This window comes from Shinella sp. H4-D48, from assembly GCF_022637395.1.
Lineage (GTDB): Bacteria > Pseudomonadota > Alphaproteobacteria > Rhizobiales > Rhizobiaceae > Shinella > Shinella sedimenti.
In genome coordinates this window covers 3,028,432-3,050,265 of record NZ_CP093337.1, presented here as the reverse complement: position 1 = coordinate 3,050,265, position 21,834 = coordinate 3,028,432, and the positions used below count along the sequence as shown (strand labels likewise).

Sequence of the window (21,834 nt, the reverse complement as noted above, 5' to 3'; positions counted from 1 at the left end):
GATAAACAGTCCGGCCGGACGGTTCTGGTGCATTTTATCGTCTTGGGTTGTGCTCGTTAGACGCCGTTTTCATTGTTCAACAAACGTTGACAGTTGTTTCCAGAAGCAGACCCTTGCGGCCCACAAAATGAGGGACCATCTTTAAATCACGAAAGCGGCACACCCCGCTTCCGAAAGTCAACACAAGGGAAAGACGATGCCGGAACCGTTGAAGCAAAGAGAGCTGTGAGCGCCCCAGAATTGGCCCGCCCCTGCAATCGAGCAAGACCGCACCGCCGCTTCCCACACCACATATAGGAAAGGACGACCACAATGACCAAGACCCTTAACACCACCTTCGCCGCTGCCCTCATCGCAGCTTCCGTCTTCGGCGGCACCTCCGCTGCTTTCGCCAGCGGCGACTACTATGTCGGCGGTTCGCCGGATGCCGTTCAGAGCCAGAACGTCGATACGTTCCGTACCAACAGCATCGGCAACAAGCACGTCATCTCCGGCCAGTCGGCCTCTGTCGAGCAGCCTTATGACCGCGGCGACTACCGCTCGGTAGCCCCGGTTAACGGCAACTAATCCGACCGCAGACGAAACCTCCCAAGATTTGAATAGGACAAAGACCATGACCAAGACCCTGAACACCACTTTCGCCGCTGCCCTCATCGCAGCTTCCGTCTTCGGCGGCGCCTCCGCTGCTTTCGCCAGCGGCGACTACTATGTCGGCGGTTCGCCGGATGCCGTTCAGAGCCAGAACGTCGATACGTTCCGTACCAACAGCATCGGCAACAAGCACGTCATCTCCGGCCAGTCGGCCTCTGTCGAGCAGCCTTATGACCGCGGCGACTACCGCTCGGTAGCCCCGGTCAACGGCAACTAATCCGACCGCAGACGAAACCTCCCAAGATTTGAATAGGACAAAGACCATGACCAAGACCCTGAACACCACTTTCGCCGCTGCCCTCATCGCAGCTTCCGTCTTCGGCGGCGCCTCCGCTGCCTTCGCCAGCGGCGACTACTATGTCGGCGGTTCGCCGGATGCCGTTCAGAGCCAGAACGTCGATACGTTCCGCACCAACAGCATCGGCAACAAGCACGTCGTCTCCGGCCAGTCGGCCTCTGTCGAGCAGCCTTATGACCGCGGCGACTACCGCTCGGTAGCCCCGGTTAACGGCAACTAATCCGACCGCAGACGAAACCTCCCAAGATTTGAATAGGACAAGACCATGACCAAGACCCTGAACACCACTTTCGCCGCTGCCCTCATCGCAGCTTCCGTCTTCGGCGGCGCCTCTGCTGCCTTCGCCAGCGGCGACTACTACGTCGGCGGTTCGCCGGATGCCGTGAAGAGCCAGAACGTCGACACGGTCCGCACGAACAGCATCGGCAACAAGCATGTCGTTTCCGGCCAGTCGTCTTCGATCAAGCAGCCCTACGACCGCGGCGACTACCGCCCTGCCGGCAACCTGAACGACAACTAAGACTGCGGCAAATTGCCGGTAATTCTCGAAGCTCCTGGTGGAAACACCGGGAGCTTCGCTCGTTTGAAGCAAGGATTTGTCGCGGTGCGAAATGCCGCACGCGCGTGATTGTCGCGGTGCGGCAATGCGGGCGGGCTGGCGGAATTGACCTTTGCCAGCCAGGGGAACATGGTTGGGGAGATGCAGCGCCGACGCGTTGCGACGTCTTCAGAAAGGCCGGGCCGATGTTCGAATCCCTGGACGCAACGCTGCTTGCACGCTTTCAGTTTGCCTTCACGGTGTCCTTCCACATCATCTTCCCGGCGTTTTCCATCGGGCTTGCGAGCTATCTGGCTGTGCTCGAAGGGCTGTGGCTCTGGACGAAGAACGAGGTCTATTTCACGCTCTTCAATTTCTGGAAGACGATCTTTGCGCTCGCTTTCGGCATGGGCGTCGTGTCCGGCATCGTCATGTCCTATCAGTTCGGCACGAACTGGAGCGTCTTCTCCGACAAGGCCGGCCCTGTCATCGGACCCCTGATGGGCTATGAGGTGCTGACGGCCTTCTTTCTGGAGGCGGGCTTCCTCGGCATCATGCTGTTCGGCCTCAACAGGGTGGGCCCGAAGCTGCATTTCTTCGCGACGCTCATGGTTGCCGTCGGCACGCTGATTTCGGCGACATGGATTCTCGCGGCCAATTCCTGGATGCAGACGCCGGCCGGCTTCTCCATCAACGAGGCAGGTCAGTTCGTGCCCATCGACTGGTGGGCGGTGATCTTCAATCCCTCCTTCCCCTACAGGCTGGTGCACATGGTGCTGGCCGCCTACCTGACGACGGCCTTCGTGGTCGGTGGCGTCGGCGCCTTTCACCTTCTGCGCGGCGATGCGCCCAAACGGGCGCGCAAGATGTTCTCCATGGCCATGTGGATGGCGGCGATCGTCGCGCCGATCCAGATCTTTGCCGGTGACATGCACGGTCTCAACACACTCGAGCACCAGCCGGCGAAGGTCATGGCGATGGAAGGGCATTACCAGAGCCACCCGGATGGCGCGCCGCTCATACTGTTCGGCATTCCAAACTCCGCCGAGCAGCGGGTGGACTACGCCGTCGAACTCCCCAAACTGTCGAGCCTCATTCTCAAGCACGATCTGAACGCGCCGCTTGCCGGCCTCGATACCGTGCCGCGCGAACTCCACCCTCCTGTCGGCATCGTTTTCTGGGCCTTCCGCGTCATGGTGGGGATCGGCTTTGCCATGCTGGGCCTTGGCCTCTGGTCGCTATGGTGTCGCTGGCGCGGCACGCTCGGCGAGAACCGCTGGCTGCACCGCGCCGCCGTTGTGATGGGACCTGCCGGCTTCGTCGCCGTGCTCGCCGGCTGGGTGACGACCGAGGTCGGCCGGCAGCCCTATACCGTTTATGGCCATCTGCTGACGTCACAGTCGGTAGCCCCCATCGCCGCGCCGGCGGTGGCGACATCGCTGATCGCCTTCATCGTGGTCTATTTCCTGATCTTCGGTGCCGGTACCTTCTATATCCTGCGGCTGATGGGCCGCCTGCCGCGCGATCCGATGCCCGATCTCGGCGAGGGACCGATACGCTCCGCCGGCATCACGCCTGCTCCAGCCATAGCCACCAAACCCGGGAGCCAGCACCATGGCGCTTGACCTTCCCTTCCTCTGGGCAGCGATCATCGCCTTCGCGGTGCTTGCCTATGTCATCCTCGACGGCTTCGATCTCGGTGTCGGCATCCTGTTTCCCTTCTTCAAGGAAAAGCATGACCGCGATGTCATGATGAACTCGGTCGCGCCTGTCTGGGACGGCAACGAGACGTGGCTCGTCCTGGGCGGGGGCGGGCTGATGGCGGTCTTTCCGCTTGCCTATGCCACCATCCTGCCGGCGCTCTACATGCCGCTCATCCTCATGCTGCTCGGCCTGATATTCAGGGGTGTCGCATTCGAATACCGCTGGCGCACGCGGCGCGGTGAATTTCTCTGGGACTTCGCCTTTGCCGGCGGCTCGATGGTGGCGTCCTTTACGCAAGGGGTTGCGCTCGGGGCGCTGGTGCAAGGTATCGCGGTGGAAAACCGTGCCTATGCCGGCGGCTGGTGGGACTGGCTCACGCCATTCTCCATCGCGACGGGCCTGGCGCTGCTTGTCGGTTACGCGTTGCTCGGCGCCACTTGGCTGGTGATGAAGACAAGCGGCGATCTCGCCGCGCGCGCCCGTCATTATGCCATGCGCGCGGGGATCGGCACGCTCGCCGCCATGGGCATCTTCAGCCTCTGGACACCGTTTACGGAGCCGCTCTACTTCGAGCGGTGGTTCGGCTGGCCCACCGTCATCTTCAGCGTGCTCGTGCCCGCGCTCGTGCTCGGATGTTTCGCGCTGCTCGTCTACGGGCTGAAGACCCGGCACGATGCCTGGCCGTTCGTGGCGGCGCTCGGCCTCTTCGTGCTCGGTTTCGCCGGCATCGGCATCAGCTTCTATCCCTATATCGTGCCGGCGTCGCTGACGATCTGGGAAGCGGCGGCACCGCATGAAAGCCTCGCCTTCCTCATCGTCGGTGCGCTGGTGCTCGTGCCGATGATCCTCGGCTACACGGTCTATGCCTACTGGGTGTTCCGTGGAAAGGTCGACCCGGAAGAGGGATATCACTGATGGTGGAAAACTCGCTCGGCCGGAAACTGCTGTGGTTCGTGGCGCTGTGGATGGCGGGGGTTCTCGCGGTCACGGCCCTCGGTTTCGTCATCAAGCTGGCGATCGGAACCTGACTTCACGTAACGTCAATCGATCCAGCCTGACGCCAGCTTGCCGCTTTAGGTTCCGCGTCGGCCAGCATGCAGGCCCGCTAGCAGAAGACAGGACCGCACCCTCCTTCCGCTTAAGCCCCGGGCCTGCATGTGGCCTTGTGTCCCGTCACCGACAGACGCCTTTCCCCCCAAACATTCCTCTGTTATCCGGGTGCTCATGAAGGAGACCGGGATGGCGAAGACTGCGGCAGACTGCACGACGATGGCGGAAATCCGGGAAAACATCGATCGGGTCGACAAAGCCCTGATGGCGCTTTTCGAGGAACGCTGGAGCTTCATCCGCCGCGCCGCGCAGATCAAGGCGGGCCTTGGCATCCCCGCCGATGTGCCGGCGCGCGTGAAGGAAGTGCGCGACAATGCCAACCGCAATGCGCAGGCCCACGGTCTTGACGGGGATTTCTACGAGGAAATCTGGGCCCAGCTCATCGAGCATGCCATCGCCTATGAGAAGACGCAGCTCGGCGAGGGCTGAAGCGTGGCGGGTCAGCGCTGGTTGCGCTTGCCCAGATGATCTTCCCACTCAAGCGCGGTGCGCACGATAAAGGGCAGGTCGTCATATTGCGGCGTCCAGCCGAGCTCCTTCATCGCGACTGAGGGATTGGCGACGATCAGCACTGCATCGCCGGGCCGGCGGCCCGCGATGCGCACCGGAAAGTCCTTGCCTGAGACGGCCTTCACCTGCTCCAGCACTTCCAGCACGGAGAAGCCGCGCCCATAGCCGCAATTGGCGACGATCGAGCCGCCGCCGGCGCGCATGCGCTGCAGGGCCTTCAGATGCGCATTGGCAAGATCGGAGACGTGGATATAGTCGCGGATGCAGGTGCCGTCGGGGGTCGGGTAGTCCGTACCGTAGACATCCATGCCATTGCGCTTGCCGAGTGCGGCTTCGCTCGCCACCTTGATGAGGTGCGTCGCGCCCGCCGTCGACTGGCCGGTGCGGCCGCGCGGATCGGCACCGGCCACGTTGAAGTAGCGCAGCGCCGTATAGGTGAAGTCATGGGCGGCGGCGGTGTCGCGCAGCATGATCTCCGTCATCAGCTTGGAGGAACCGTAGGGAGATTCCGGGCGCAGGGCCGCGCTTTCCAGCACGGGTTCGGTGCCGTCGGGCGTGCCGTAGACGGCGGCCGTGGACGAAAAGACGAAATAGGGCACCTTTGCCGCCACGGCGGCGGCGATCAGTGCCCGTGATTTGACAGTGTTGTTTTCATAATAGGAGAGCGGATCGGCGACCGATTCCGGCACGATGATCGATCCGGCGAAATGGATGATGGCATCGATGCTGTTTTCGGCGAAGATTGTGGCAAGCAGTGCGGCATCGGCGATATCGCCCTCGTAGAACCGCGCTTCCGGCGCCACCGCCCAGCGGAAGCCCGTGGACAGGCGATCCAGCACCACGACGTCTTCGCCTGCATCCACCAGTGCCCAGACCATGTGGCTGCCGATATAGCCCGCGCCCCCTGTGACAAGAACCGCCATGGAAAATCTCCGAATCGCCTGAATTTCAGGCATATCACTCCGCCTGCCCGCAAGACGCAACCGCTTATTGCGCAGGGCCGGCGCTCCAACGGGAGGGAAATCGCATGTCCGATCGCTTCATCGTGCTGTCCGGCTGCTCCGGCGGTGGAAAATCGACCCTGCTCGACGAGTTGCGCCGGCGCGGCCATGCCACGGTCGAGGAACCCGGCCGCCGGATCGTGCAGGCGGAACTGGCGGCGGGCGGCAGCGCCCTGCCGTGGATCGACATGGCCGCCTTTGCCCGCCGCGCCGTGAATCTCGCGCTGGCGGATCGAGCCCGGATGCGCGAGCAGCCCGGCCTCGTTTTCTTCGACCGCGGGCTGATCGATGCGGCCTGCGCGTTGGAGGCCCATGGCGGCGAGGCGGCTCTGGACACGCTGGCCGCCGCACATCGCTACCATCGCCAGGTGTTCCTCACGCCGCCATGGCCGGAAATCTATGCCGGAGACGCGGAACGCCGGCACGGTTTCGAAGCCGCGCTGGAAGAATATGAGCGGCTGGTGCAGGCCTATCCGCGCCTCGGATACGAGACGGTCGTGCTGCCGAAGGTTTCGGTGGAGGCGCGGGCGGATTTCATGCTTTCCCGGCTGTGAGAGCTGTCAGCGGGCCGCGATGTAACGCGCCAGCCGGTCGGCTGCTTCCAGGATGTCTTTGGGGTCGCGCAGGAAGCAGGCGCGCATGAACAATTCGCCACCCGGTCCGAAGGCGGTGCCCGGGGCGAGGCCGACATTGGTGCGGTCGACAATGTCGAGGGCGGCAAGCCGCGAATCCGTCACGCCGTCGATTTTCAGGAACGCATAGAGCGCGCCGTCGGGTTTCAGCGTTTCCACCCGGTTGGTCGCGATCAGCGCGTCGCAGAAGACGTCTCGGTTCTTCGCCGCCTTGTCGATATTGGCCTGCACGAAGGCATCGCCCTCGTCGAGCGCGGTAATGGCGCCCTGCTGCAGGAACTGCGGCACGCCCGAGGTGGAATACTGGACGAGGTTCTCGATGACCTGGCCCATTTCCGGCGGCGCGACGATCCAGCCGACGCGCCAGCCGGTCATCGACCAGTTCTTCGAGAAGGAGTTGACGAAGATGACGCGGTCGCCTTCTTCCATCACGTCGAGGAAGGACGGCGCACGGCCGCCGGCATAGTGGTAGAGCGCATAGATCTCGTCGGCCATGATCCACAGGCCATGGCGGCGGGCCATCGCAAGAAGGTCCGAAAGATCCTCGCGCGTTGCGGTCCAGCCCGTCGGGTTGGACGGCGTGTTGATGAAGAGCGCGCGGGTCTTCGGCGTGATGGCGGCCTCCACGCGGGCGAGATCGATCTGCCAGCGGCCGTTTACGAAATCCAGCGGCACCGCGATGGGATTGGCGCCGGAAAGTTCGGCCGCCGCCGCGAAGTTCGGCCAGGCTGGTGTGAGATAGACCATGTCATCACCAGGAGAGACCAACGCCTCGATGGCAAGCTTGATGGCCTGCATGCCGGAGCCGACGACATAGAAATGCTCGGCGGGCAGCGATATGCCGAAACGCCTTGCATAATAGCGCGACAGGGCTGCCCGCAGTTCGGGGATGCCGCGCTGCCAGGTGTAGAAGGTCTCGCCGCGCATCAGGGCATCGGAGGCCGCGCGGGCGATGAACTCCGGCGTCGGCAGGTCGCCTTCCCCCACCCAGAGCGGGATCAGCCCCTTGCGTTCGCGCGCATAGTTTACAACTTCGACGATGCCGCTCTCCGGCGCACGCAGCGAACGGGGGCTGAGGCTTTCGGCGATGGTCATGCAAATCTCTCCGGAAATCGCGATTGGACGCTGCCCGGCGGGGCAAAGTCACCAAGCTCTAAACGGTTTTGCAGGACCATTCACGCGCGTTTCTTTGACACATGCATCGAATTCGGTGATGGGACGACCGCGCGTGGTGGGGCCATCCGCTATCGTCCCAGAAATGAAAAAAGCGAGGGTGGCCCCTCGCTTCCTCATCCCGGCCGGGCCGGGGAAGTGTTTCGCGCAGTGCCAGTACATCCGTGGTCACCGCGTTGCGAAACACGACTTTCGCGTCTGACGGCAGTTCTATCGGCGCGCTGTAACAGCGGTATGACAGGACGTAATCCGTCGGTGATATGAAGTCTCTGCTCATATGGTTAACAAAAGGTTAAAATTCCAGGGCGCGAAAAAATTCGCTTTCGTAGCGATTGAAGTGCATGTCCCAAACGTCTTCTTCGTGGTTTCAGCGCCTGCTGTGGGTGATCCTCCTGATCTCGTCGTCTTTCGATTGACAAGCCGGGGTGCGCTCCCGACAGTGGCGGCAGCGAGACGGGCAGCGGTAGGAGGACTTGATGTCTATGCGCGCAATCTTCGGTTTCTCGGCACTTCTTCTCTCCGCCGTAGCATCTCCATCCATCCCGGCCCATGCCGCGGAAACACGCACCGTCGTCACGACGGAAAACAGCGATTATTTCGGCTTCGACCTGCGCACCGTGCAGGATGTGACGCTGGACCAGTGCAAGACGGATTGCATCGACGACCTGTCCTGCCGCGCCTTTACCTACAATCCCAAGGTGAAGTGGTGCTTCCTGAAGAGCGACTTCAACCAGCTCAACCATTTCCAGGGCGCCATTGCCGGCAAGATCGTCAAGGCCGACGATGCCGCCGATATCGGCGCGCCGCCGGCGCTTTCGTTCATCAGCGAATATATGGCGGCGGATGCCCGCGCGTTCCGCGACAATCTCGCGCTCGCAAGCGGGCAGGAAGGGCAGGGTGCCGAAAGTCTTGCTTCGCTCGGCCGTATCGAGACCGCGTCGAGCCGTTTTGACGAAGCCCTCGCCGCCTACAAGGGCGCACTGTCGCTCGCGCGCGATGATTTCTTCCTGTGGATCGAAACCGCCGAATCCATGGGCCGCGCCAACAATAACAGCTACCTCGCAGGGCAGGGCGCGCTGGCAGCCATCAATGCCTACCAGCTGTCGCGCACGACCGAGACGCGCGCCCGCGCGCTGGCCGTACTCGCCGACACGCTCGACAAGTCCGGCAGCTACCGCGCCGGCATCAACGCCTACAAGGCGAGCCTCGACCTGAAGGACGACGTGGCGATCCGTTCGGCCTATCTCGGTCTGCGCGCCCGCCAGGGCTTCCGCGTGGTCAACCACACGATCGATTCCGACAGCGCGACGCCGCGCGCCTGCGTCGAGTTCTCCGAGCCGCTGGTCAAGTCCGGCGCGGACTATGCCTCCTTCGTCACGCTCGACGGTGCGGCACCCAAGGCCGTCGAAGCCAAGGACCGGCAGATCTGCATCGAGGGCCTTACGCATGGCCAGCGCTACAAGATCGCTTTTCGCCCGGGCCTGCCGTCCGCCGTGGACGAGCCGCTCGCCGCGGCCGTCGACCTCGACATTTACGTGCAGGACCGCGCTGCCACGGTACGCTTTACCGGCGACGGCTTCGTGCTACCGGGCAGCGTGCGCCGCGGCATTCCGATCGTTTCGGTCAACACCGACAGCGCCGATCTGAAGCTTTACCGCGTCGGTGACCGCGCCATTGCCGGCCTGCTCGCCGAAAGCCGCTTCCTCACCCAGCTAGACGGCTATTCCGCCAGCAATATCGAGAGCCAGAGCGGCGAACTCGTCTGGCAGGGCAAGATCGATATCTCGCCAGAGCTCAACAAGGACGTCGTCACAAGCTTCCCGGTCGACGAGGCGCTGCCTGAGCGCAAGCCCGGCGTCTACGTGCTGACCGCTGCGGCCTCCAACGGCCGGAGCAATGAATGGGATGCCAAGGCGACACAGTGGTTCGTGGTTTCCGATGTCGGCCTGACGACCTATGCCGGCACCAACGGCCTCAACGTCTTCGCCCGCTCGCTCGACAGTGCAGGCCCGCTGGAAGGGGTCGAGCTGCAACTGATCGCCAAGAACAACGAGATCCTCGGGACCGCGACCACGGATGGCGACGGTCGTGCCACCTTCACCGCCGGCCTGATGCGCGGCACGGCGGCCAACACGCCGGCCGTCATCCTCGCCAGGAAGGGCGAAGACGACTTCGTCTTCCTCGACATGACGCGCGCCGGCTTCGACCTGTCCGACCGCGGCGTCACCGGCCGCCCCGCCCCGGGCGCCATCGACGTGCTGGCCTGGACCGAGCGCGGCATCTACCGCGCCGGCGAGACGGTGCACGCCTCCGCGCTTGCCCGCGACATCGAGGCGAATGCCGTCGAGAAGCTGCCGCTGACCTTCGTCTTCAACCGCCCGGACGGGGTGGAAGACCGCCGCATGGTCTCCGACGGTGCGGCGCTGGGTGGCCATGCCATCGATCTGGCGCTCCAGCCCAACAGTATGCGCGGCACCTGGACCATGCAGGTCTTCACCGACCCCAAGGGCACGGCCATCGCCGAAAAGCAGTTCCTCGTCGACGACTTCGTGCCTGACCGCATCGAATTCGACATGACGAGCGAGGCCAAGGATATCGAGACCGGTGTTGCCGCGCCCGTATCCGTCGAAGGCCGCTATCTCTATGGCGCGCCCGGCGCGGGCCTGGAAATCGAGGGCGACGTCGCGCTGAAGCCGACTCGCCAGGACCCGGCCTATCCCGGCTACGTCTTCGGTCTCGCAGACGAAGAGGCGATCGAGGAAAGCCGCATTCCGCTGGAGGGTCTCGGTTTGCTCGATGAGGCGGGCAAGACGACGTTCGACGTGCTGGTCAACAACCTGCCCTCGACCACCCAGCGCCTTGAAGCACTCGTGACGCTGCGCATGAACGAAGCCGGCGGCCGCGCCGTCGAGCGCAGCCTCACCCTGCCGGTCAAGGCGACCGGCCCGATGATCGGCGTGAAGCCGGAATTCCAGGGTGAGCTTTCGGAAAACAGCGTCGCGAACTTCAACGTCGTGGCGGTGACACCCGATGGTGCGCGCGAAGCGATGCAGGGCCTGCCCTGGAAGCTGCTGTCCGTCGAACGGAATTACCAGTGGTATCGTGATGGCAGCTCGTGGCGCTACGAGCCTGTTCTCTCGACGAAGCAGATCGCCAACGGAACGCTGGATGTCGCGGCCGATGGCGGCAAGATTTCCGTACCCGTTACGTGGGGCCGTTATCGCCTTGAGGTCGAAAGCCCCGAGCCGGATGGCCCGGCGACGAGCGTGGAGTTTGATGCCGGCTGGTATGTCGCCGCTACATCCACGGAAACACCCGATGCGCTGGAAATCTCGCTCGACAAGGAAAACTATGCGGTTGGCGATACGGCCAAGCTGAAAGTCTCGCCTCGTCATGCCGGCCAGCTTCTCATCACGGTCGGTGCCGAAAGCCTGATCGCCACCCAGACCGCCGAAATCGGCGCCGAGGGGGGCGAGGTCGAAATCCCCGTCACCGAGGCGTGGGGGCCGGGCTCCTACATCACCGCGACGCTCTTCCGTCCGGGCTCCGACCAGGAAAGCCGCATGCCCATGCGCGCCATCGGCATCACCTGGCTGAAGGTCGATCCGGCGGATCGCAAGCTCGACGTCTCGCTCGACGTGCCGGAAAAGACGCTGCCGCGCCAGCCGCTCGACATTTCGCTGAAGGTTGCAGGTGCGGGCGCGGATGAAGAGGCCTATGTCACGGTCGCAGCCGTCGATGTCGGCATTCTCAACCTCACGCGCTACGAAGCGCCCGATCCGGCCGGCTGGTATTTCGGCCAGCGCCGCCTCGGCATGGAAATCCGCGACCTCTACGGCCGCCTCATCGATGGTTCGCTCGGAGCTACCGGCCGCCTTCGCACCGGCGGCGACGGCGGCGAGGGTGCCCTTCAGGGCAACCCGCCGACGGAAAAGCTCGTGGCCTTCTTCGCAGGCCCCGTAAAGCTCGATGCGGACGGCAACGTGAAGGTCAGCTTCGACATTCCGCAGTTCAACGGCACGGCCCGCATCATGGCCGTAGCCTGGACGAAGACGGGTGTCGGCAGCGCGTCCAAGGACGTCGTCATCCGTGATCCGATCGTGGTGACGGCAAGCCTGCCGAAGTTCCTCGCACCCGGAGACCGTTCCGACCTCAGGCTCGACATCGTCAACACCGATGCGCCCGCCGGAGACTACAGGGTCGAGATCACGCACAATGCCTCGGTGATGGTCGAGCAGACCGGTGCGGGCCAGACGCTGTCGCTGCAACCCGGCGCCAAGACCGCGCTCACCCTGCCGCTAGTCGGCGGCGAGATCGGCGATGGCCTCGTCACCGTGACGCTCACCGACGGCAACGGCCTGTCGCTCGAGCAGGCGCTGAACGTGCCCGTGCGTCCCGCGGCCATGCCGATTACCACGCGCCGGCCGATCGAGATCGCCGCCAATGGCAGCCTGACCATCGACGACCAGCTGCTGGCCGACAGCCAGCTCGGCGGCGCTTCGGTCAGCCTCAGCGTGTCGCGGGCCGCGGCCTTCGACATTCCCGCGCTGCTGATGTCGCTCGATCGCTACCCCTATGGCTGCACGGAGCAGACGACGAGCCGCGCGCTGCCGCTGCTCTATCTGAGCGAACTGTCCAAGCAGTCCGGCCTGCCGGAGGATACCGAAACGCAAAAGCGCGTGCAGGAAGCGATCTACCGCGTGCTTGCCAACCAGTCCTCCTCGGGCAGCTTCGGCCTCTGGTCGCCGGGCTATGGCGACCTGTGGCTCGATGCCTTCGTCACGGACTTCCTGACGCGGGCCCGCGAACAGAAGTTCGACGTGCCGGAACAGGCCATGCTGCAGGCGCTCTCCAACCTGCAGAACGCGCTGTCCTATGACGTCAATGTCTCCAACCAGGGCAGCGAGATCGCCTATGCGCTCTATGTGCTCGCCCGCAACCGCAAGGCCGCGATCAGCGACCTGCGCTACTACGCCGATACAAAGCTGTCGGAGTTCACCTCGCCGCTCGCCCGCGCACAGCTCGCCGGTGCGCTCGGCCTTTACGGCGATGCGCAGCGGTCCATGACGCTCTTCTCCAATGCGCTTGGCCTGTCTCGCGACAGCATCATGAATGCCAGCCTCTCGCGCAGCGACTACGGTTCGTCGCTGCGTGACGGCGCGGCAATCCTGGCCCTGGCTGCCGAAGCCCGTCCGGTGCCGACGATCATTCCCGAACTGGTCAAGCAGGTCGGCACGCAGTGGGAAAACAAGCGCTGGACCAGCACGCAGGAGCAGACCTGGATGCTGCTTGCCGCGCGCTCCGTGAAGGACGCCGACAAGAACCTCAAGCTCGAAATCAACGGCGCCGAACACGCCGGCGGCTATGCCGCGCAGATGACGGGCAAGTCCCTGCTGGAAAATCCGCTGACCATCGCCAACCGCACCGGCGAGCCGGTCTCGGCCATGCTGACGACGGTGGCGGCCCCGGCCGATCCGCTGCCGGCCGGCGGCGACGGCTTCGCCATCGAGCGCACCTACTACACGCTCGACGGCGAGGAGGCCAATATCACGGAGGCCCGGCAGAACGAACGCTACGTCGTCGTGCTGAAGGTGACCGAGCACAACGACTGGGCCTCGCGTATCATCATCACAGACCTGCTGCCAGCCGGTTTCGAGATCGACAATCCGAGCCTGGTCGATAGCGCGAAGCTCGCCAATTTCGATTGGCTCGGCGAGACCGAGACAGCGCATACGGAGTTCCGCTACGACCGCTTCGTCGCGGCCTTCAACCGCAGCGAGGGCAACAACCGCGATGTGACGGTCGCCTATGTCGTGCGCGCCGTCACGCCCGGCACCTATGACCTGCCGGCCGCACAGGTGGAGGACATGTATCGTCCGCAATATTCCGCCCGTACCGCGACCGGCCGCATGCAGGTCGTAAAGGCCGAGTAGGAGAGGGCGGACCGATGGCGCTCTGGCGCAAGCTCCTGATCGGCTCCCTCGGCGGGGCGGCGGCAATCGCCGCTCTCGCCGCAGGGCTCGACCATTTGGATCGTGCCTATCCGCCACCGGTCGATGTCGCCGGCATCGTGTCGAAGGAGGTGCTCGACCGGGACGACCGCCTGTTGCGCGCCTTCGCCACGCCCGAGGGTCATTGGCGGCTGAAGACCACGGCCGCCGATGTCGATCCGCAGTTCCTGCGCATGCTCGTCGCCTATGAGGACCGGCGGTTCGGCGCGCATTCAGGCGTCGATCCGCTGGCCCTGCTGCGTGCGGCCGGGCAGTTTCTCAGCAATGGCCGCATCGTCTCGGGCGCCTCTACGCTTTCCATGCAGGTCGCGCGCCTGATCGAGCCGCGCGAAAACCGCTCGCTTCTCGCCAAACTGCGCCAGATGGCGCGCGCCATCCAGCTCGAGCGACGGCTGTCCAAGGCCGAGATCCTCGATCTCTATCTGACGCTTGCGCCCTATGGCGGCAACCTGGAAGGCGTGCGCGCGGCGAGCCTCGCCTGGTTCGGCAAGGAGCCGAAGCGCCTGTCCGTCGCCGAATCCGCGCTGCTCGTCGCCCTGCCGCAATTGCCGGAAAAGCGCCGCCCGGACCGGCATCGTGCCGCAGCCGAAGCGGCGCGCGCGCGCGTGCTGGCCCGTATGGCGGTTTCCGAAGTGATCGGCGAGGGCGAGGCGGAGCGCGCGGGCGGCGAGGCCGTGCCGGATCGCCGGCGTCAGCTTCCGGCCTTCGCCGCGCACCTGTCGGAGCTTGCGCTGCGCAAGGACCCGAAGGAGACGGAACACCGCACGACCCTCGATCGCACCGTGCAGGATGGCCTAGAGACCGTCGCTCGCGAGGCTGCCGAGCGTCTGGGGCCGAAAGTCTCCATCGCCATGATCATGGCGGATGCCCGCACCGGCGAGATCCTCGGTGAGGTGGGTTCCGCGGATTATTTCGACGGCAGCCGCGCCGGCTGGATCGACATGACGCGTATCCGCCGCTCGCCGGGCTCCGCGCTCAAACCTTTCATCTACGGCCTTGCCTTCGAAGAGGGCCTCGTCGCGCAGGAAACCATCGTCGAGGATCGCCCGTCCGATTTTTCCGGCTATCGCCCGCGCAATTTCGACATGACCTACCAAGGTGACGTCAGCGTGCGCAAGGCGCTGCAGATGTCGCTCAATGTGCCGGCCGTGCGTCTTCTGGAAGCCGTCGGCCCGACGCGCATGATGGTGCGTTTCCGGCGCGCCGAAGTACGGCCCGTCCTGCCGCCGGGCGAAACGCCGGGCCTTGCGATCGGTCTGGGCGGTCTCGGCATCACGCTGCGCGATCTCACGCAGCTCTATGCGGCGCTCGCCAACCGCGGCGTGCCCGTGAAGCTCGGTGATGGCATCACCGGCGATGCGGGGGTGATAGACGGCGATCCGCTGCTCGATCCCGTGGCCGTCTGGCAGGTCTCGGATGTGCTTTCGGCCGTCACGCCGCCCGCCGGCAGCCGCCGTCTCGGCATCGCCTACAAGACCGGCACGAGCTACGGCTACCGCGATGCCTGGTCCGTCGGCTATGACGGCCGCCATGTGCTCGGCGTCTGGGTCGGCCGGGCCGACAACGGCGCGGTGCCCGGCCTGACCGGCTATGGCGCAGCAGCGCCAATCCTCTTCGAGGCCTTTTCCCGCTCGGGCCTCGCCATCACGGCCCTGCCACGCGCGCCCTCCGGCGCGGTGCGCATCGCCCAGTCCGAACTTCCCGCAAGCCTGCGCCGCTTCTCGACGACGGCAAACGGCCTCGTCGCGACCGTAGCGCGCGAGCCCGCCCCGCAGATCGTCTATCCGCCGGAAGGCGCGCATGTCGAACTTGGCGCCACGACCGGCGCCGACATCGCCCCCCTCGTTCTGAAGCTCCAGGGCGGCCGCGCACCTTTCCGCTGGCTCGCCAACGGCAAGGTCCTCCCCGACGCCGCCCGCCGCCGCACAACCCAATGGATGCCCGAAGGCGCGGGCTTTTCGACCCTGACAGTCATAGACGCCGCCGGCCGCGCGGCGAGCGTGCGAGTGTTCATCGAGTAAACCCGCTCGCGTGCGGCGACTCGCAAACAATCGTCAATCTTGGAAAAAATGGGTAAGAATGGTGCTGCTAGAGAGATTTGAACTCTCGGCCTCTCCCTTACCAAGGGAGTGCTCTACCCCTGAGCTATAGCAGCATCCGGCGAAACAACATCTGTTTCGCGTGAGCGAGGGCCTATTGCCATAGGTGGTTCGGCAGTGCAAGCGGCGAAATGGCGTTTGTTGCAACAAAACTGTTGGCGGCCACGCTTTTTTCATCTGCTGGAATTCGTTATGAGAAGTGGCATGAGCGGCACGGACGAAACGAAAGACAGGAAGATCAGGACGGAAGCGGAGATTCGCGCCGAGCGGCTGGCCAGGACGCTGCGCGACAATCTCCAGCGCCGCAAGCAGCAGGCGCGCGCCCGGCGTGCGGGGGCGGCCGATGAGACGACCGGTCTGCCGGCTGCGCCGGCTGCCGCAAAAAAAGACGAATCGGACGGTTAGTCGGGCCTGTCTTCAGCAGAAGGCGACGGGGGTGATTTTTCAAACCGGGGCTCGCCTGAGGCGGGCCACCGGCGCGGGCTTCATTTTTCTTTTGCGATGCTCTAAAGAGGCCGCCATCTCCGAACGCCGATATTCTTCGAGAAAGGCGGGCCCGGCCCGTAATCGCACATGGATCGTATCAGGATTGTAGGCGGCAACGAACTCAAGGGTATCATCCCGATTTCGGGTGCCAAGAATGCAGCGCTGCCGCTGATGATCGCGTCGCTCCTCACCGACGACACGCTGACGCTGGAAAACGTGCCGCATCTGGCCGATGTCGAACAGCTCATCCGCATTCTCGGCAACCACGGCGCCGATATCACCGTCAATGGGCGCCGCGAGCGCCAGGGCGAGGGCTATTCGCGCACCGTCACCTTCACATCGCGCAATATTGTCGACACGACGGCACCCTACGAGCTGGTCTCCAAGATGCGCGCCTCCTTCTGGGTGATCGGCCCGCTTCTGGCGCGTGAAGGCAAGGCCCGCGTTTCGCTGCCAGGTGGCTGCGCCATCGGTACGCGCCCGGTAGACCTTTTCATCGAGGCCCTTGCGGCGCTCGGCGCCAAGCTCGAGATCGATGGCGGCTATATCGAGGCGACCGCGCCGCAGGGCGGCCTCATCGGCGCGCGTTATACTTTCCCGAAAGTCTCCGTCGGTGCCACCCATGTCATGATGATGGCCGCGACGCTCGCCAAGGGCACGACGGTCATCGGCAACGCCGCGCGCGAACCGGAGGTGCAGGATCTCGCCAAGTGCCTCAACGCCATGGGCGCGAAGATATCAGGCGCGGGCACCTCGACCATCACCATCGAAGGCGTCAACCAGCTTTCCGGCGCGCGCCACCGTGTTCTGCCCGACCGCATCGAGACCGGCACCTACGCCATGGCCGTTGCCATGACGGGCGGCGACGTGGTGCTGGAAGGTACGGACGCGTCCCTGCTCGAAACGGCTCTTGAAGCGATCCGCCGTTCCGGCGCGGAAATCACGTCAACGGAAAGCGGCATCCGCGTTGTGCGCAACGGCGGCGGCATCAAGCCGGTCGACGTTGTGACCGATCCCTTCCCGGGCTTCCCCACGGACCTGCAGGCCCAGTTCATGGGCCTGATGACCAAGTCGAACGGCATTTCGCACATCACCGAGACGATTTTCGAAAACCGCTTCATGCATGTGCAGGAACTGGCCCGCCTCGGTGCGAAGATTTCGCTTTCCGGCCAGACCGCCAAGATCGAAGGCGTCGAGCGCCTGCGCGGCGCTCCGGTCATGGCGACCGACCTGCGCGCCTCCGTTTCGCTCGTCATTGCGGGCCTCGCCGCCGAAGGCGAAACCATGGTCTCGCGCGTCTACCATCTCGACCGCGGATTCGAGCGCCTGGAAGAGAAGCTCACACGGTGCGGCGCCATCGTCGAACGCGTCAGCGACTGACCGGTCGGCCGCGGCAGGGTTAACATGCAGACAAGGGGCGGGGCGTTTTTGTAAACGCTCCGCCCCTTGCAGTTGCAGTCGGCCGCACGCCGTCCTATCTCGTGGTCTAATATACGAGATGCCGCACAGCCTGCGCAAAGGACCCGACCATGGACAGCCTGAAATTGTTTGCCCTCGACACGGAAGATCTCTCCGTCGTATCGGCCCACCTGCAGGATGCGGTCTTCAAGACCGACGGCCTCGCCTATGACGCCCGCCATCACGTCTTCTCCGTGGTCGTCAACCGCTTCGTGTGGGAAAAGGCGGGCGGGCGCGGCAAGAGTTTCGAGCGCCGGCGGGCGGCCATCGCCTTCAAGCGCGTCAATGCGGTGCGTTCGATCGGCATTGACCGGAAGGACAAGGATGCGGTCCTCTCACTGCTCGCCATCGACTTCACGCCGAACGGCGAAGGCCCCGAGGGAACGCTGGAACTCGTGCTCTCCGGCAATGCCTCCATCGCGCTCGATGTGGAATGCGTCGAAGTTCAGCTTGCAGATACGGGCGGAGCATGGGAAACCAGCTTGAAACCCCGCCATCCAGCGGTTTGAGAGCATGAACCGGCTTTTCAGCCGGAGACGACAGGGACGGACGACTTGGCGATCAGACTTGACTACCAGAGCAGCGATTTCGAAAGCCGGTTCGCTGCGTTCCTGACCACCAAGCGAGAGGTCTCCGAGGACGTTAACGCCATTGTGCGCGCGATCATCGATGATGTGCGCGCGCGCGGCGACAAGGCGCTCGCCGACTATTCCAAAAAATTTGACGGCCTCGATTTCGCGACCACCTCCATGCGCGTCTCGCTCGAGGAAATCGACGCCGCCTTTGACGCGGTTGATCCGAAGATCATCGCCGCGCTGGAACTTGCCGCGCAGCGCATCGAAAAGCACCACGCCCGCCAGAAGCCGAAGGACGACATCTACGAGGACGATATCGGCGTGGGTCTCGGCTCGCGCTGGACGGCGATCGACGCCGTCGGCCTCTACGTTCCCGGCGGCACGGCGAGCTATCCGAGCTCCGTTCTGATGAATGCGATGCCGGCCAAGGTGGCCGGCGTGCCGCGTGTCGTCATGGTCGTTCCCGCCAAGGAAGGCGCAATCAACCCGGCCGTCCTCGCCGCCGCCCGCATTGCGGGCGTCGACGAGATTTATCGCATCGGCGGCGCACAGGCCGTCGCTGCCCTTGCCTATGGTACAGAGACCATCGCGCCCGTCGCGAAGATCACCGGCCCGGGCAATGCCTTCGTCGCCGCCGCCAAGCGCCAGGTCTTCGGCACTGTCGGCATCGACATGATCGCGGGGCCCTCGGAAGTGCTGGTCATCGCCGACAGCGACAATGATCCCGATTGGCTGGCCGCCGACCTGCTCGCCCAGGCCGAACACGATGCCGGCGCCCAGTCCATCCTCGTCACGGACAGCGTTGTGCTGGCGGATGCGGTGGAGGCGGCGGTCCACAGGCAGTTGAAGACGCTGGAGCGTGCTGAAACCGCTGCCGCCAGCTGGCGCGATTTCGGCGCCATCATCCTCGTTCCGAACCTGAAGAAGAGCATTCCGCTGGCCAACCGCATCGCCGCCGAGCATCTGGAGATCGCAACGGCCGATCCTGATGCGCTGATGGCGGAAATCCGCAATGCCGGCGCCATCTTCGTCGGTCGCCACACGCCCGAGGTGATAGGGGATTATGTCGGCGGCTCCAACCACGTCCTGCCCACCGCCCGGTCCGCCCGCTTCTCTTCGGGGCTTTCCGTGCTCGATTACATGAAGCGCACCTCGATCCTGCGGCTTGGCGCCGAGCAGCTCCGTGCGCTTGGTCCTGCCGCCATTACACTCGCCGAAGCTGAAGGGCTCGGCGCCCACGCCCGCTCCGTTGCCATCCGTCTCAACCTGGAAGGCTAGTCCATGGCCACGAAGGGCAACTTCCGCCTCTGCGATGTGGTGCTGGACGAGACGATCGGCCGCGCCACGCCGGATGTGGAGCACGAGCGTGCCGTTGCCATCTTCGATCTCATCGAGGAAAATACCTTCGAGCCCGTCGGCCATGGCGGCGGGCCCTATCGTCTCCATCTGTCGCTGGTCGATTCCAGGCTCGTGTTCGCCATACGCACGGAAGACGGCGAGCCGGTCGCCACGCATATTCTCTCGCTCACGCCCTTCCGCCGCATCGTGAAGGACTATTTCATGATCTGCGAGAGCTACTATCAGGCGATCCGGTCCGCCACGCCCAGCCAGATCGAGGCGATCGACATGGGGCGGCGCGGCATCCATAACGAGGGTTCCCAGACACTGATGGACCGGCTGTCGGGCAAGATCAAATTCGACTTCGATACGGCCCGCCGCCTGTTCACGCTTGTCTGCGTTCTCTACTGGCGCGGGTGAGTGGATGGAGGGCGTTTTCCCGGCACCCGATATCGATGCGCCGCGAACGCCCCGTTCGATTCTCTTCATGTGCCGCATGAATGCCGTGCGCTCGCCCATGGCCGAAGTGCTGGCGCGTGACATGCTGCCCGGCATCTACGTCGCCTCGGCGGGCGTGCGCCCCGGTGAGCGCGACCCCTTCGTCGATGCGGTGCTGGGCGAGGTCGACCTGTCGCTCGGCCGTCATGTGCCCCGGTCGCTGGAGGACCTGGAAGACGACTATTTCGACCTCATCGTCACGCTGGCACCGGAAGCCCACCACGCCGCGCTTGAACTCACGCGTTCCATGGCCGTGGACGTCATGTACTGGCCGACCCCCGATCCGACGGTCGCAACCGGCACGCGCGACCAGATTCTCGCCTCCTATCGCGAGGTTCGCGAGTTCCTGAAGACGCTGATTGCGAAGCGGTTGAAGGGCCCCGGCTGAGCCGCCGGATGTACAGATAGGACCAAATGCAGAAAGCCGCTGCTTCGGTGTTCACAAAGCATCGGGGATTGTGTAGTTTCCGGCAACTTTTCCGAGGCGGACATAAAGCCTGCCCCGAATCTACCTTCAAGGAATATCGCTCAAACATGGCAAAAGAAGAAGTCCTCGAATTCCCCGGCGTCGTGACGGAACTGCTTCCGAACGCGACCTTCCGCGTCAAGCTCGAAAACGAGCACGAGATCATCGCGCACACCGCGGGCCGCATGCGCAAGAACCGCATCCGCGTTCTGGCCGGCGACAAGGTGCTGGTCGAGATGACGCCTTACGACCTCACCAAGGGTCGCATCACCTACCGTTTCAAGTAAGTCCTCTTGCAAGCCGAGGGGGCCGCGCCCCCGCCCGGCCGATGGCCGACGCGCGAATAGCGGCGCACCCCGGAGCCTCCCGGAGCCTCCATGGCGCAGACCGAAAAGCTCATCCTCGCCTCCGGCTCGCCGCGCCGCGTGGAACTTCTCGCGCAGGCGGGTATAGAAGTCGCGCGCCTTATGCCGATGGATATCGACGAGACGCCGAAACGCTCCGAGCACCCGCGTTCGCTCGCCCGCCGCCTGTCGACGGGCAAGGCGCAGGCTGCGCTCGCCGCCATCAAGGGCGATCCCGCGCACGCCGGCAGCTACATCCTGGCGGCTGATACGGTCGTTTCGGTCGGCCGGCGCATCCTGCCGAAAACGGAGATGGTCGACGAGGCGTCAAGCGCGCTGCATCTTCTCTCCGGCCGCAGCCACCGCGTCTTCACCGGCGTGTGTCTCATCACGCCCGATCGCACCGTGCGCCAGAAGGTGATCGACACGAAGGTGCGCTTCAAGCGCCTGTCGACAACCGATATCGAGCAGTACCTCGCCTCGGGCCAGTGGCGCGGCAAGGCGGGCGGTTATGCCATCCAGGGCATCGCCGGCAGCTTCGTCGTCAAGCTCGTCGGCTCCTATACGAATGTCGTCGGGCTGCCGCTCTATGAGACGCTGACACTGCTGTCGGGCGAGGGCTTCGACGTGCATGCCGGCTGGGCGGATGCCTGACATGGCCGATGAGAACGAGAAAGCCGCGACCAATGTCGCGCCGCTGCGCAAGGCCGTGCCGTGCCCGATCTGCCGCCGTCCCTCAGCCAGGGAACATTATCCGTTCTGTTCCGACCGTTGCCGCGATGTGGATCTCAACCGCTGGCTTTCTGGCTCCTATGCCATCCCTGTCGCGGATGACGAAGCCAAGGCCGACGACGAGGAAATGTGACAGCCATCACCCGGGAAAAGCACAATCTTTTCCATGGCTTGAAATGCCTCTCAAATTTCCCGCAAAAAACCCGCCTT

At 64.3% G+C, this 21,834-nt stretch carries 21 protein-coding genes and 1 tRNA gene; 19 read left to right on the top strand and 3 right to left on the bottom strand.

From position 1 onward, the window contains the following. Window positions 1-312 precede the first annotated feature (312 nt). From MNR02_RS15025 to MNR02_RS14995, 7 genes are all read left to right on the top strand, one after another. On the top strand, window positions 313-567 hold the full coding sequence (locus MNR02_RS15025) for a hypothetical protein (protein ID WP_241947355.1): 255 nt from the start codon (window positions 313-315) through the stop codon (window positions 565-567). 46 nt (window positions 568-613) lie between these two features. After that, window positions 614-868: a hypothetical protein gene (locus MNR02_RS15020; protein WP_241947354.1), complete on the top strand. Its 255-nt coding sequence runs from the start codon at window positions 614-616 to the stop codon at window positions 866-868. Between the two features lie 46 nt (window positions 869-914). After that, complete coding sequence (locus MNR02_RS15015; RefSeq protein WP_241947353.1) at window positions 915-1,169, top strand: hypothetical protein; 255 nt, start codon at window positions 915-917, stop codon at window positions 1,167-1,169. 45 nt (window positions 1,170-1,214) lie between these two features. Further along, on the top strand, window positions 1,215-1,469 hold the full coding sequence (locus tag MNR02_RS15010) for a hypothetical protein (RefSeq protein WP_241947352.1): 255 nt from the start codon (window positions 1,215-1,217) through the stop codon (window positions 1,467-1,469). A 224-nt stretch (window positions 1,470-1,693) separates the two neighbouring features. Continuing rightward, window positions 1,694-3,112, top strand: a complete 1,419-nt coding sequence (locus MNR02_RS15005) for a cytochrome ubiquinol oxidase subunit I (protein WP_241947351.1) — start codon at window positions 1,694-1,696, stop codon at window positions 3,110-3,112. Further along, a complete protein-coding gene (gene cydB, locus MNR02_RS15000) occupies window positions 3,102-4,106 on the top strand; it encodes a cytochrome d ubiquinol oxidase subunit II (RefSeq protein ID WP_241947350.1) in 1,005 nt (334 codons plus the stop codon). The genes MNR02_RS15005 and cydB overlap by 11 nt, the downstream gene beginning before the upstream one ends. A 324-nt stretch (window positions 4,107-4,430) precedes the next feature. After that, a complete protein-coding gene (locus MNR02_RS14995) occupies window positions 4,431-4,730 on the top strand; it encodes a chorismate mutase family protein (protein ID WP_241947349.1) in 300 nt (99 codons plus the stop codon). A gap of 11 nt (window positions 4,731-4,741) precedes the next feature. Here the strand turns inward: MNR02_RS14995 and galE are convergent, their stop codons facing one another. After that, window positions 4,742-5,734, bottom strand: coding sequence for a UDP-glucose 4-epimerase GalE (gene galE / locus MNR02_RS14990; RefSeq protein WP_241947348.1), 993 nt, complete (start codon window positions 5,732-5,734; stop codon window positions 4,742-4,744). Between the two features lie 104 nt (window positions 5,735-5,838). On the opposite strand from galE, the gene MNR02_RS14985 reads away from it, so the two are divergent. Further along, on the top strand, window positions 5,839-6,366 hold the full coding sequence (locus MNR02_RS14985; RefSeq protein WP_241600218.1) for an AAA family ATPase: 528 nt from the start codon (window positions 5,839-5,841) through the stop codon (window positions 6,364-6,366). Between the two features lie 6 nt (window positions 6,367-6,372). Here MNR02_RS14985 and MNR02_RS14980 read toward each other — a convergent pair whose 3' ends face one another. Continuing rightward, a complete protein-coding gene (locus MNR02_RS14980) occupies window positions 6,373-7,539 on the bottom strand; it encodes a pyridoxal phosphate-dependent aminotransferase (protein WP_241947347.1) in 1,167 nt (388 codons plus the stop codon). Between the two features lie 554 nt (window positions 7,540-8,093). Between MNR02_RS14980 and MNR02_RS14975 the strand changes: the two genes are divergently transcribed. Together MNR02_RS14975 and pbpC are read left to right on the top strand one after the other, a co-directional pair. Continuing rightward, complete coding sequence (locus MNR02_RS14975) at window positions 8,094-13,550, top strand: MG2 domain-containing protein (protein ID WP_371746680.1); 5,457 nt, start codon at window positions 8,094-8,096, stop codon at window positions 13,548-13,550. Window positions 13,551-13,564: 14 nt separating this feature from the next. Next, window positions 13,565-15,649, top strand: coding sequence for a penicillin-binding protein 1C (gene pbpC / locus MNR02_RS14970; protein ID WP_241947346.1), 2,085 nt, complete (start codon window positions 13,565-13,567; stop codon window positions 15,647-15,649). A gap of 59 nt (window positions 15,650-15,708) precedes the next feature. Here pbpC and MNR02_RS14965 read toward each other — a convergent pair. Then, window positions 15,709-15,783, bottom strand: a tRNA-Thr gene (locus tag MNR02_RS14965). A gap of 148 nt (window positions 15,784-15,931) precedes the next feature. On the opposite strand from MNR02_RS14965, the gene MNR02_RS14960 reads away from it, so the two are divergent. The 9 genes from MNR02_RS14960 to yacG all read left to right on the top strand — a co-directional run bounded on the left by MNR02_RS14960 (window position 15,932) and on the right by yacG (window position 21,757). Further along, on the top strand, window positions 15,932-16,132 hold the full coding sequence (locus MNR02_RS14960; RefSeq protein WP_370879931.1) for a hypothetical protein: 201 nt from the start codon (window positions 15,932-15,934) through the stop codon (window positions 16,130-16,132). 168 nt (window positions 16,133-16,300) lie between these two features. Next, window positions 16,301-17,593: a UDP-N-acetylglucosamine 1-carboxyvinyltransferase gene (gene murA, locus MNR02_RS14955; protein ID WP_241947344.1), complete on the top strand. Its 1,293-nt coding sequence runs from the start codon at window positions 16,301-16,303 to the stop codon at window positions 17,591-17,593. A 149-nt stretch (window positions 17,594-17,742) separates the two neighbouring features. Beyond that, on the top strand, window positions 17,743-18,180 hold the full coding sequence (locus MNR02_RS14950) for a DUF2948 family protein (protein WP_241947343.1): 438 nt from the start codon (window positions 17,743-17,745) through the stop codon (window positions 18,178-18,180). A 45-nt stretch (window positions 18,181-18,225) separates the two neighbouring features. Further along, on the top strand, window positions 18,226-19,524 hold the full coding sequence (gene hisD / locus MNR02_RS14945) for a histidinol dehydrogenase (protein ID WP_241947342.1): 1,299 nt from the start codon (window positions 18,226-18,228) through the stop codon (window positions 19,522-19,524). A gap of 3 nt (window positions 19,525-19,527) precedes the next feature. After that, window positions 19,528-20,004: a UPF0262 family protein gene (locus MNR02_RS14940; RefSeq protein WP_241947341.1), complete on the top strand. Its 477-nt coding sequence runs from the start codon at window positions 19,528-19,530 to the stop codon at window positions 20,002-20,004. 4 nt (window positions 20,005-20,008) lie between these two features. Next, window positions 20,009-20,470, top strand: a complete 462-nt coding sequence (locus MNR02_RS14935) for a low molecular weight phosphatase family protein (RefSeq protein WP_241947340.1) — start codon at window positions 20,009-20,011, stop codon at window positions 20,468-20,470. A gap of 146 nt (window positions 20,471-20,616) precedes the next feature. Further along, window positions 20,617-20,835: a translation initiation factor IF-1 gene (gene infA, locus MNR02_RS14930; RefSeq protein ID WP_004435948.1), complete on the top strand. Its 219-nt coding sequence runs from the start codon at window positions 20,617-20,619 to the stop codon at window positions 20,833-20,835. A 90-nt stretch (window positions 20,836-20,925) separates the two neighbouring features. After that, entirely contained in the window at window positions 20,926-21,546 is a 621-nt protein-coding gene (locus tag MNR02_RS14925) for a Maf-like protein (RefSeq protein WP_241947339.1), read from the top strand. 1 nt (window position 21,547) lies between these two features. Continuing rightward, the gene (yacG, locus tag MNR02_RS14920) at window positions 21,548-21,757 is read left to right on the top strand and encodes a DNA gyrase inhibitor YacG (protein WP_241600254.1); all 210 of its coding nucleotides are present in this window, start codon (window positions 21,548-21,550) and stop codon (window positions 21,755-21,757) included. Window positions 21,758-21,834: the final 77 nt, after the last annotated feature.